Annotated in this window: 5 protein-coding genes; 2 read left to right on the top strand and 3 right to left on the bottom strand. The window is 66.2% G+C overall.

What is annotated here, in order from left to right; translation table 11 throughout:
* Nucleotide 1 precedes the first annotated feature (1 nt).
* Complete coding sequence (locus AB1824_04590) at nucleotides 2-778, bottom strand: ABC transporter permease (protein ID MEW5764234.1); 777 nt, start codon at nucleotides 776-778, stop codon at nucleotides 2-4.
* 108 nt (nucleotides 779-886) lie between these two features.
* Here AB1824_04590 and AB1824_04585 point away from each other — a divergent pair, with 108 nt between their 5' ends.
* Nucleotides 887-2,026 (top strand): histidine kinase dimerization/phospho-acceptor domain-containing protein, encoded by a 1,140-nt coding sequence (locus AB1824_04585; GenBank protein ID MEW5764233.1) that lies wholly within the window; start codon nucleotides 887-889, stop codon nucleotides 2,024-2,026.
* A gap of 5 nt (nucleotides 2,027-2,031) precedes the next feature.
* On the opposite strand, the gene AB1824_04580 is transcribed toward AB1824_04585, so the two are convergent.
* Nucleotides 2,032-2,802: a segregation/condensation protein A gene (locus tag AB1824_04580; GenBank protein MEW5764232.1), complete on the bottom strand. Its 771-nt coding sequence runs from the start codon at nucleotides 2,800-2,802 to the stop codon at nucleotides 2,032-2,034.
* A 79-nt stretch (nucleotides 2,803-2,881) separates the two neighbouring features.
* On the opposite strand from AB1824_04580, the gene AB1824_04575 reads away from it, so the two are divergent.
* Nucleotides 2,882-6,955 (top strand): adenylate/guanylate cyclase domain-containing protein, encoded by a 4,074-nt coding sequence (locus AB1824_04575; GenBank protein MEW5764231.1) that lies wholly within the window; start codon nucleotides 2,882-2,884, stop codon nucleotides 6,953-6,955.
* A gap of 36 nt (nucleotides 6,956-6,991) precedes the next feature.
* Here AB1824_04575 and AB1824_04570 read toward each other — a convergent pair whose 3' ends face one another.
* A complete protein-coding gene (locus AB1824_04570; GenBank protein MEW5764230.1) occupies nucleotides 6,992-12,103 on the bottom strand; it encodes an IPT/TIG domain-containing protein in 5,112 nt (1,703 codons plus the stop codon).
* Between the last annotated feature and the right edge of the window lie 143 nt (nucleotides 12,104-12,246).

Here is a 12,246-nt window from a genome sequence, read left to right as displayed (position 1 = left end):
GTCAGAGCGCCAGGAAGAGCTTGGTGAGGAAGAAGTTCGAAATCAGGATCACGATGGAGGAGAGGACCACAGTAAATGTCGTCGCCCGCCCGACGCCGTCCGCGCCCCCGCCCGCCGTCATCCCGTTGTGGCATCCGATGAGTGTGATCGCCGTGGCGAAGAAAACCGTTTTCCCCAACCCCGACAGCACGTCCGTGAATTTGAGCATGCGGAAGGCGTGGGAAAAGTAGAACCGCCCGGAGATCTGCAATTCAAAGGTGGAAATGATGTACCCCCCGAGGATCCCCAGGGCGTCCGCCAGCAGAACGAGCAGGGGGAGGAAGAACACCACGGCCACCAGCCGGGGGACGACGAGTTTGCGGACGGGATTCGCACCCATGGCCCTCAGCGCATCGATCTGCTCGGTCACCTTCATGGCGCCGATTTCCGCCGTGATCCCGGCTCCCACCCGACCGCCCACCATGAGGGAAATGATGACGGGCGCGAGTTCCCGGGTCATGGAAATGGCCACGACCTCGCCGACGTAGAGCTTGGCTCCAAAGGCGTCGAGGGCGTAGGCGGTCTGGATCGCCAGGACCATCCCCATGAACGTGGCGGTGATGAGCACGATGGAAAAGGACTGGACCCCGAGGACGTCCATCTGATACACGATCTGGGCGCCTTCCCACCTCTGGGTGGCCAGGGAGTGGGCCGCGTCCTTGGCGAGCTTCGAGAGGCCCCCGACGTACTCGAGCCCCCTCCAAAGCCTCCAATCCTGCCAGTCTCGCCCGAACCTCATAAGCTGAAGGATAGCCTTTGAAAACAAGCGCCGTCAAGGTTGAGCGGACCAGGGGTTCATCCCCGCCCCGGGCGGGTGTACACTGCCAAAGGGAGGGCGAGACGCTCCATGGGCCAGAGCCGCTTCTTTCCTCCGCCTCCCCCCGAGACGCTTCTGGAGATCCTGGACCTGTTGGGAATCGGGTTCTACCGAAGCGACCTCGAGGGGCGGATCCATTGCATCAACGCCTGCGGCGCCGCCTGCTTCGGAGTCACGCCCGAGGCCATCCAGGCCGAGTTCCGGACCCGGGACTTCGATTCGGTCCATTACGACCACGAGCAAATCCGGCGCCAGGTGGAATCCGAGGGCTTCGCCTCCTTTTCCACAACGGCCCGCAAGGCCGACGGGTCGGAAATCGTGGTCCAATCGAGCATTCGCCGCCTGGACGACGCGGAGGGACGGTTCGCGGGCTACGAGGGCGTCTTCCGAGACGTGACCGAGGAAGCCCGCCTCTACCGCGGCCAGGCCGGTCTGCTCGGCGAGGTGCGCCAAGCCAACGAGCGCCTCAGGAAGATGTCCCTTCTCCAGGACCGGCTCCTCTCCTCCCTGGCTCACGACCTCGTGACTCCGCCGGTGGTGATGCAGGGCTTCTCGGAGCTTCTTCTGAAGGGCCGCTATGGGCCGCTGGCCGCCGAGCAGGAGAAGCCCCTGCGCACGATCCAGCGAAACCTCGCCCTCCTGTCGGAGATGGTGGAGCGCCTCCTCACCTTTACGCGCCTGATCCGCACCCTCCAGCGTGAGCCCCCGGAGGTCCTTTCTCTGTCGGACGCCTGGAAGCGCACCCTCTCGGACTCGGAAGGAGGCGCGGATCGGAATGGCCGGCGCTTCACTCGAGAGGCCGCGGAATCCAAGGAACTCTTGGTCGCCGTGCCGGGCCCCGCTCTTGCTTATCTTCTCGACAGCCTCTTCGAAAACGCCCTGGATCTGGCGGCTCCCTCGGTTTCAATTGCCTGGGACACCCTCGAAACCGGAAAGTTTGCCGCCCTCCGGCTCACCCTCCCTTCTCTCAAGGAGGATGCGCCGCCCCTCACCAAGATCCTCGACCGTTTCTACCCGGAACCGGGGGCCCTTTGCCAACCTCAGCTCGAACAGCGGGGCTTGGGGCTCGCCGCCGCGCTGTACGTGGCCGTCTCAGCCGGAGGAGACCTTCGAGCCGACGCCGGAGAGGGCCCAGCACTGACCCTGACCCTCACGCTGCCCAAGGCCTGAGCGGCCTATGCGTTGAGAACCACCCGGATGGGGTGGAAGGGCCCTTCCTGAAAGAGGCGGACGACGCGCTGCTTGGCCAGCTCGAGGATGGCCAGGAAGGTCACGACAACGTGGGCGCGGGTCATCCCCTCGTCGAAGAGTTCCACGAAGAGAAGGGAGCCGTGAGCCTCCAGCCGCTCCAAGACCTCGTTGATGCGGCTGGCGAGGCTGATCTCGGGCACGAAGACGATTCGCTCCCTGCGGTCCGCCACGCGCTTGAGAACGGACTGCAGGGCCTCCACGAGGTCGTAGAGGTCCACCTCCAGCCCCGTCTCGGTCCCGTCGCCCGCCTCTCCCAGGCCAGCGGCCCGAACATACTGCGCCGTGGCGACCTCCTCCCGCTCGGTGAGAAGGCGGGCCACCTCCTTGAAGCGCTGGTATTCGAGGAGTTGTTCCACGAGGGGAAGCCGCGGGTCCTCGGCCGGTTCGCCCCCCTCCTCCTTCGGCGCGGGAAGCAGCATCCGGCTCTTGATGTGGATGAGGGTGGCCGCCATGAGGATGAAGTCGGCCGCCACGTCGAGGTCCAGCTCCCTCATGGCGCTCAAGTAGTCCTCGTACTGCGCGGTGATCTCCACGATGGGGATGTCGTAAATGTCGATCTCGTTCTTGTGAATGAGGTACAGGAGCAGGTCCAGGGGCCCCTCGAAGACCGGGATGCGGAAGCGGGGCGCCTTTTCGGTATCCGCGGGCGGCTCCTGGGCCTGCGCCGCCAGCGGGACCTGGATCGGGATGTCCACGTTCTCCTCCCGCGAGAGTGTACACCCTGCCGGTCCGTAGGAAAAACCGCCGGTGCTATCATGGGCCGGGCGCACGAGTATGGCGGACCTATCTGTATTCCTTCCCTGGAGTTTCAACGGCCTTGCCGCGGGCCTATCTGGCGGCGGGCCCCGGTATCGCATCCAACGGGGAACGGTCCTTTTCACGGACGTGGCGGGTTTCACGCCCCTGACGGAGGCCCTTTCGGTCCTCGGCCGGGAGGGCGCCGAGGAACTTACCCGGATCCTGAACGCCTACTTCACGCGCATGATCGCCATCGCGGACGAAGAGGGCGGCGATGTCCTTCGTTTCGGCGGGGACTCCATGACGCTCCTTTTCCCGGGAGAGGCCCCCGGGCCGGCCCTCCGCGCCGCCTCCCGGATGATGGAGGCCATGAGCGCCTTCAAGCAGGTGCCCACGCGCGCCGGCGTCTATTCGCTGTCCATGAAAATCGGCGCCGCGGCGGGGCCGGTGCTCCTCGGAATCGTGGGCGGAGAAGCCGCCGGGTTCGACTTCTACGCCGCGGGGCCTCCGCTGGACGGTGCCACCGCAGCCGAGCACCAGGCGCTTCCTGGGCAGATCGTCCTCGACGCGTCAGTGAAGGGCGCTTCTCCTGCTGGTCTTCGGGTTCTCGCTCGGGGGGACCGGAGGCTTCTCTTCGGAAGCCCAACAAAACCGCCTCGGCGCGCAGGCCACGCCCCTCCCCCCCCGGGCACCGTGCTCGAGAAGGTGGTTCCCCGCGTGCTGCACGAATTCGCAGACGAAACGGTTCTCGGGGAGCACAGGGGAACGGCCGTCCTCTTCGTGCGCTTCGACGGACTGCCTTACCAGGCCGTGGAGGAAGGTGGCGGACCCCGCGTCCCAAGCCTCCACTGCGCCCTCGATGCGCTCTACGGGACCTTTGCCGTTGCCGCCCTGCAACACGGCGGGTACTTGAACAAGATGGACATGGGGGACAAGGGCGCCAAGGCCCTCCTCCTCTTCGGGAGCCCGCGGGCGCTCGAAAACAAGGAAGAAATGGCCGTCCGGGCGGCGCTGCACCTCATGCACTCCTCCCGACTGCCCCCCGGCGTCATCCTGCGCATCGGCCTCACCTCCGCCCCCCTCTTCGCCGGGCCCCTTGGAGCCCCGCACCGCAGAGAGTACACGGCCATGGGCAACGGCATCAACCTTGCCGCCCGGCTGATGCAGCAGGCCGGGCCGGGGCAGATTCGCTGCGACGAGGCGACGGCCCGGGCTGTCCGATCCTTCGACTTCCGTCCCCTCCCGCCGGTCCGCCTGAAGGGCCTCAAGGACCCCGTTCCCGTCTTCGAGCCCGAAGGAGAACGGGAAGAGACCCTCCTCGAAGGCGGCCGGCTACTGGAGCGGGGCGAGATCCAGAAAAAGCTCCTCCGCCACCTCCTTAAGGGCGAGGGCCCTCCCCTCCTTCTCCGCGCCGATGCCGGTCTCGGCAAGACGGCGCTGCTCGAATGGGCCCTCGCGCTCGTGAAAGAGAAGGGGCGGACCTGCGTCCGGGTGCCCCTCGGGCCCCACAGTCGGGGAAAGGCCTACGCCGCCTGGCGCGGTCCCCTCCGGGCCGCCCTGGGGGTGAGGCACGGCAGCGCCCCCGCCGAGATCGAGATTGCGCTGGCCCACGCCCTGCCGCCGACCCTTCGTCCCTTCGCTCCCCTCCTGCGCCCCCTCCTGGACCTTTCTGCCGTGGAAAGTTCCGCCACGGAGCCCCTGGGACCCGGCGAGCGCAAGGAACTGACCGCCGCCCTCATCAAGGCGATCTTCGAGCGCTGTCGCGGATGGGCTGTTCTCCTCGACAACCTCCACTTCGCCGACCCCCTCTCCCGGGACCTGCTGGCCTCGCTCAGCGATGCCGGAGCCCATTCCCTTTTCCGGGTGGCCGCCTCGCTGCGTCCGGGCTTTCCGGAGGCGGAAAACGCCCTTCCGGGGGCCGAGGTGCTGGACCTTCCTCCCCTGTCGGAAAGGGGGATCCTGAGGCTCCTCACCGACCTCCACGGACTGATCCCGCCGGAGAAGCCGGTGGCCCGGTGGTTCGTCGCCCGCTCCCGCGGCAACCCTGCGGTGGTCGGCGCTCTCCTCACCGCCCTGGAGGCGGAGGGTCTCGTCCAGCGCGGCGACTACGGTGCCCGGATCGACGGCGACCGCCTCTTCAAGACGCGCTTCCCCGACACCCTGGAGGGCCTCTACCTCGCCCCCGTTGACCTCTTGAGGCCCGAGGAGAAGAAGCTTCTCCAGCAGGCCTCCGTCTTGGGGGATTCGGTTTCCGTGAACCTCCTCAAGGAGGCCGCGGGGTTGGACTCTTCGACACTCGCCGGTCTCCTCGATGCCCTCCAGGGCTCCCGGTTGCTCCTGACCGACACGTGGGGCGAAAGGCCCTACGTCCGCTTCGCCGATACCATGCTCCGCGACGCCGTCTATGAAGCGGCTCCCTTCGAGGTCAAGCGAGAAATCCACGCCCGCCTCGCCCACACGCTCGAGGCCGAGGGGAACACAACCCCCAAGCTCTGGCCCGTCCTCGCCCGCCACTTCCGGGCCGCCGGAGAGGAGGCCCAGGCCCGCCGCTACGACCGCCTCGCCGGCCGCGACGCCTACGAACGGGCCGACAACGTCAGCGCCTTCCAGCACCTCGAACGAGTCTGTGCCTCTCTGAGCCCCGAGCCCGAAGACGTCGAGGACGCCTTCCGCTTCATGGACGCCTGCGAAAGCCTCGGACGGTGGGCCGATGCTCGACCCGTTCTCGCTGCGCTGGAGCGCCTCGATCCGAAACTCCCCCTCCCCCACCGGGCGCGCCTCCGCAACTACATGGCCATCCAGGACCCCGACGAGGCGGAAGCCCACCTTCTCGAAGGGATTCGCCTGGCCCAGGCATGCGGCAATGTCCTCCTGGAGGCCAAGGCACGGCTCAACCTCGTGGGCAGGGTTTACGGGCCAACGGGAAGAATCGACGAGGCCACCAGAGAACTACATTCCGTCCTCGCATCTCCCGACGTCCCCGGCATGGTCCTTCTCAAGGGGATTTCGCTCATGAATCTGGGAAACGCACTTTGGTTTGGAGGAGATCCGAAAAAGGGAGAAACACAGCTGAGAAAGGCTGCGAACCTTCTCCGGCGCACGGGCTTCGCTCACCGAGAGACCCAGGCAGCCAACAACCTCTCGGCTCTCCTCGGGGAGACCGGCGAGTTCGTAAAAGGCGCCTGGTGGGCACGCAGGGCAATCAACCGGGCGGACCTTTTCGCCCAAAGGGCCCACCAAATGGGCGCACGGTTGAACCTCGTATCCAGCCTTTTGGCCATGGGGGAAACGCGCCAGGCCAGTGCCCACATCGAGACTTGTTCCGCTCTGGCCCAGGCCCAAGGGCAAAGGATCGACTTGGCGCACGCCCTTCAGCGAAGGGCGTACCTGGCCCTTCTGGATGGAGACGGAAACCGCCTCGCGGTCTCCTCGCGGGAGGCGGTTGCGCTTTTCTGTGAGCTGTCCCAATTGAGGGATGCCGCATCCTCCGCATGGTCCTATGCGCGATACTGCAGGCAGCTCCGGAGTCCCGAACTTTGGGGGACCTTCGTGGACGGTCTTCCCCACGACCATCTCCCCCAGATCGCCTCCTGTGACGAATCTTGGGCTAGGCTCTTCTCCGCACTCCAGTCTTGGGCTTCGAAGGAGGAGGGCAGTCCCGATGATCTTTTCGCTGCTTTCCCTCCAGGAACCGATTCCCTTGAATCGGTTCTCTTCTTGGCCGAAAGCTGCTTGGAGCACCTCGAGGCATACCCCGGCCGTCCCTGTCTTCAACGCACGTTGATTCGCCTCCACCCCTGGCACCACTTTGAGGGGGAGATGGCCTCGCTTCTTCTCCGAAAGGTCGGCGGAAGCAGGTGGAAGCAACGCGAGAAGAAGCATTTAGGCAACAAGCTTTGGCGCTGCGCGGGGGGCGTCCACGGACTGCGCCTGCTGGGCCTTCTCTTCGCCGAAGGATCATTGGCTCCTCGCCCATATTGGGAGCGGCTTGTCCGCCAGAGGCTCGCCTTCTTCCGCGACCGCAACCCGACCTGGGCTTGGGAGGCCCTTCTTCGGTTTCCAGAGGTGAAGACTATGGCGGCGCGCTTGGGGATCGAGGATCCCCGCTGAAGCCGATTCCGATAGCCTTCTGGAGGGCCGATCACCTCACGGTGAGGCACAGGCCCCCGACGAGACGATCGTCCTCGACATGCCTGCGCTTCCCTCCCCCGCTCCGTTGACGCCGACGACGAGGTACCAGTAGAACTGCCCGGCGGGAGGTTCGGCGAGAATGAGCGCGCCGGTGGTGGTCTCCGTCCCTTCGTAAGCGAGGCAGGCCGAGGCGCCGGTGGGAAGGTCCCCCACGTCGGCCCCGTCGCCCCGGTAAACCCGGTAGGAGGTCGCCCCCGTGGCGGCGCTCCAAGTCAGGGTGTCTGAAGTTCCCGCGGCCCACAGGAAGGAGGTGTCCGGGACCTCCTCGGGGACCAGGAACTGGTCCGCCGCAGCGGCCCCGGCGGTGGCGATCGAGAGTCCGCATCCGTTGGAAGCTCGAACGGTGTAACTGTAGGATACCCCGTTCATCCCCGTCAGGTCCGTGCATTCATGGGTGCCCGACGAAAGCCCTCCCTGGAGGAGGGCCCCGTTCCGGTACACAGCGAAGCTCCGGGTTCCCGATCCGCCGTCGTTCCAGGCCGCCGGATCGGTCCAGGAGACGCGCACACCCGTGTCGGCGTAGGCGTTTACGTCCACCGCCGTGTTGTTGGCCATTCCGGAAGGCGCCTCACAGGCGTAAGTGAAGGCCCTGCCGGACACCGAGCGGCGCGTGTCGGGGTTCCGCACCCGGACCGTCACGGCGCCCGCGGCGTGGGCGGGTGCCACGGCCCGCAGTTCCGTGGCGCTCACGTAAGTGGCCGAGACCTCCGTATCCCCGAAGAGGACCACCGGCGTGGAATCGGGGCAGTCCGAGGCCGTGCCCGTCGGACACTCGGTGGAGAAGCCGGTTCCTGTGATCGTGACCTCCGTCCCCCCGTCGGGGCTTCCCGAGGCGGGAGTGACGTCGGTTAGGGTGGGATAGGGCTGGGCCGTGATGGTGCGGGAGTACACCCCCGTCCCGTCTGTGGAGCTGTAATACTGGGGCGGAGTCCCCGAATCGGCCATGAGGTCCGTCAGGAGCTGTTTGTCGGCGTCGAAGCCCTGGCTCAGCCGCATCCAGTGGGCCCCCTTGTCCCCGCTGAGCCAGACTCCTCCCGCGCTGGTGCCCGTGCCCACGCCGTGGGCCGCCACGAGGGCATCGCCGTTGGAGGCCTCCAGGAGATCCCGGAAGTCGTTGGAGCCCGGGGAGGCCATCTGGGAGGTGGCGTTGACCCATGTGGTGAGGCCCTCGTCGGGCGAGGGGGAGTAGAAAACGTCGCCGGCGCACCCCGCGATGAGGGTCAGGTCCGTGAGCTGGTAGACGGTCTGGGCGGACAGGTTGGTCAGATTGTTGGGGGGCACCCCGTTCCGGGCCTCCCAGGTGACGGTGCCGGAGGGGTCGCCCGTGCCCACGTACACTCCGCCTGAGGGGCCATTGACTGTCCCCCAGATGACTCTGCCCGTCGGCGCCTTGGGATCCACGCCTCCTTCCGGGGAAACGGCCTGAGATGGGGCCTTCCCCACCCCCTGTGGCGCCGCCCCTTCGGGCGCCGCCGTGCACCCGGCGTTCAGGGTGGCCGTGAGTTCGTAGGGGCTCGTGCCCGAAGAGTAGCCCCGCACGCCCAGGTACCAGGTACCCGTCTTCAGGTGGGTCCCGCTGACGCGAACGTTGTCCACCTGCCAGAAGTACCCGTCGTATGCGTAGTAGCGAAAGCCGATCTGGGCGCTCGTGTCTCCCTTGTAGGCCAGGAGGGAGAGGGTTACGTGATCCATGTCGGGCGTGTCGTTGGTGTACGTGGCCAGGGTGATCCAGGAGGGGTGCTGGTCCGAGCGGTACCTCACGGTGCAGGTTTCGTACGACGCCGTGTCCCAGTGGTTGAAGAAATGGTCGAATTCCAGATTCACGGCCCCCGCGGTCGAGGGGATGTCGAACGGAGGCGTAATGAGTTCCTCGTCCTGGTGCTCCAGGGGACTCCAGTAGACGCGGGCCGCGTATCCGTACCCGTCCGCCCTGTAGTACTTGTGCCAGTCGTTGGCATTCCAGGTCGGCGTCGCCTCGTCACCTCCGTCGAGGATGGTCCATCCCGGGGGCGGATTGCTCCCGTAGGTGCCCCACGCTCCATTGAAGTCTTCATCCACGAGGGTGAAATCGGTCACGCAGACGCTCTCGTCGCCGTTGACGTACGGCCGGAAGTCCCAGGTGTTGGTGGTGGGCAGGCCTCCGAACCGCACGTAGAGGTCCGGGTCCTGGGGCCCCCCGTCGTCCAGATCGTTGAGAAAGATGCCAAGGTCGTCCGCGCCCGAAGGGACATTGATGGAGTAGTAGTCCCACCGGGTGTAGGCCACCTCCCCTCCCACCGTCTGTCCGTCGAGAAGGGGGATGGGGTCGGGTTCGCCGTATCCCTGGCGCATGCCGCGGGTCTCGAGGGAGGGCAGGCCCGTGTTCTGGGCCCGCCACTGGCTCCACCACGGGCCCGCGGGGAGGGCCGCCATGCCCTGGGCCGCCGAGGCGCCCGTCTGGCTGGAGGCCCAAACGGGATACTCGTCCGCCGTTCCGGGAACCACCTCGATGCGCTCCCACCTCCCCGTGATCTGGCTGCTGTCGCTGTACCACGTGTTGTGACGCCAACCGTTGGGCGCCGTGCCGTTCTCCGTCTCCAGGTCGATCTTTCCCGTCGTGCTGTCGTAGTAGATGTACCGGGCCTTGATGCCCTCTGATACGGTCCCCGCCCAGACGATGTCGAGACCCGTCCCGTTGCGCCGGTCCGTGAGCATGGCCAGTCCCAGCCCAGAACGCAGGACGCAGGGCCCCGCGGTGGTCCCCGGAGGCCGCCGGTTCCAGGGCCGGTAGGAGATGCCCTTGTCCTCGCTCACGAAGACGCCCATGGAGGGGGAGGAGGAGAAGAGGACGTTGGGGTCCCGGTCATGGGCCACCGTAGCCCACACGTCGTCGGGGAGGTAGTGGTAGCCCGTGAAGGCCGTGAAGCTGGACGCGCCGTCATCGGTCAGGCGCGCCCCGAGGGTTTGGAGGCCGACCACCACGTTCTGGCCCGCCGAGTCGGACCGATCGTACTGGACCGAAAAACCTCCCGAGGAGATTCTTCGGCTCCAGGAGGCGCCGGCGTCATCGGAGAAGTAGACACCGCCGTTGGTGGCGCAGCCCAGATGGCGGCGGCTCAGGTCCGTGGGAAGGTAGGTCGGCTCCGTGGAAACATCCCAGACGACGCTGGAGCTGCCGGAGCCCGGCGTGATGGAGGACCATACCCCCCAACCGCCGCCGGATCGGTTCGACGTGAAGACCCCCCCCATATGCACGGGGTCCGTGGGGACGGCCGACACCACCAGAGTGGACGGAGAACCCGATCCCCCGAAGTTCCCGTCGAAGGCGAAGCCCGTCACCCGGCCGCGGGTCGTGCCGGGATAGCCGACCTGTTCCCAGGTCACTCCGTCGTCGTCGGAGAACCAGATCTCGTTGTCTCCCGCGCCGTTGTCGGTGCTGGCGAAGACGCCGTGGTAGGCGTAACCCGAAGCCCCGTAGCGGTTATACAGGGGCGGCACCGCGACCCGATAGACGGGCGTGACCGTGAGAGGGCGCCATTGGTAGCTCCATCCCGTGCTTGGCCCGTTCCACCGGTAGACTCCGATGGAGGTGGCGGCATAGAGCGTGGTATCGGGTCCTCCTTCCCTGTAATTCGGGGAGATGGCGAGATCATAGAGCGTGATCGCCGAGGTGGGCCAACCCGTTGCCAATTTCGTCCACGTGTTTCCGAAATCGGAGGATTTGTACACCCCGTTGTCCCAGGGCGCCCGCGTGAAATTGGCCGCCACGAAGAGGACCGAGCGGTCCTGCACGCAGTCTCCGTCCGAGTACCCCTCCACCTCGTCGTAGAGGGGATCCAGGCAGATGGCGGTGATCTCGGGGATCTGCTTGTTGGGAAAGTTGTTGTAGCGGACCATGTTGGTTCCGGCCACGTGCTTGAAGAGCCCCTGGCCCTTGGAGCCCATGAAATGGGCCGTGCCCCCCGGTGCTCTGGCCACCGCCCATCCGTCGATGCGGTCCGTCGTGGTCTTGACGGGGCTCGAGGCGCAGGATTTGCGAAGCAGACCATGGGGCGTGCCGATGAAGACGGTGCACGAGGTGGTCCCGTTCCATCCGGGCTCGAAGCGGCAGACCTGAACCGGATGGGCCGAATCGTAGAGCGAGCAGGAGGTCCCGTACCCGCTCGCATCCGAGGATTGAAATAGGGAGTCGCCCCTGCCCTCCATGAACTTTGGGGCCGAACCGCCGACCCGGTCCAGGCTGAGGACCGCCGGCTTGTCGTTTGTATTGACCCCGTCCCAGCAGGCCGCCCACCCCGAACTCCAACCCAGCCGATGCCACGCCCCGTTGTTCTTGGTGCCGACCCAGATCCGCCCGTTGCCCTCATAGCGAACGGTCGTGATCGTGTCCCCGTCCCCGTCACCCAGACTTCCATTGATCTTGGTCCAGACCCCCGAGGCCCAACGGTAGAGGCACCCGTCCTGGCTGACCCCGCCCAGGATCACCTCGTCGGTGGTGGCGAAATTGGGGTCCACGGCGATGTCGAGCAATCGAATCAGGCGGGAGAGGCTCCCTGTGTCCTGGGTCCAGCTGGATCCTCGGTTTCTCGTGATATACAGTCCGTCCCCGTCGTACCCGGCGAAGACCGTGCCGTCGGAGGCATAATCGGGGCTGATGCCGAGGCTGGTTCCCCGGGCGTCCAGCCCAGGGGCTGGAAGGGAGATGGTGAAGGACCATGTCGACAGGTCGGCGTTCGTGCTGACGAAGACATTGCCTGATTCCGTGATGGCGTAAAGGGTGGGGTCGTTAGGGTAGTTTGGGGAAATCGCCAAATCGGTCACGATGGACGTGGCGAGGTACACGGTTCCGTTCCTCACCCACGTGTCTCCCCCGTCCTGGGAGCGCCAGACCCCCATTCCGCCCGTGCCGGCGAAGATCGTCCGATCGTTGGCGTAATCGGGGCTGAAGGCCAGGCACTTCACGTCGTGGCCCAATACGGCGATGCGTTCCCAAGCCTCCCCGGGCACCTGGGCTCGGGAGGCCGCGCATAAGGCAAAGGCTGCGCCCAGAACCGCAATGGTGCGGCGAACACCGGCAACCGCGTTCATGTCTTTCACCCCTCCCCCTTCTTTCAACGAAGCCTTTCAGAATTCTCGGCTTCCGAGAAGGCGGAAACTACCATTCAATTTAGTCCTTGAACACGGTACCTGCCAGTGACCTATATCACACGAAAGAACTGGGAACCGCGTAC

This window comes from Acidobacteriota bacterium (assembly GCA_040752915.1).
Classification (GTDB): Bacteria; Acidobacteriota; UBA4820; order UBA4820; family DSQY01; genus JBFLVU01.
This window is presented reverse-complemented; position numbering and strand designations above follow the sequence as displayed.

Excerpts from the sequence above, each read along its gene's own strand:
- AB1824_04590 (MEW5764234.1), bottom strand. The coding sequence starts at position 778 with ATGAGGTTCGGGCGAGACTGGCAGGATTGGAGGCTTTGGAGGGGGCTC.
- AB1824_04585 (MEW5764233.1), top strand. The coding sequence starts at position 887 with ATGGGCCAGAGCCGCTTCTTTCCTCCGCCTCCCCCCGAGACGCTTCTG.
- AB1824_04575 (MEW5764231.1), top strand. The coding sequence starts at position 2,882 with ATGGCGGACCTATCTGTATTCCTTCCCTGGAGTTTCAACGGCCTTGCC.
- AB1824_04570 (MEW5764230.1), bottom strand. The coding sequence starts at position 12,103 with ATGAACGCGGTTGCCGGTGTTCGCCGCACCATTGCGGTTCTGGGCGCA.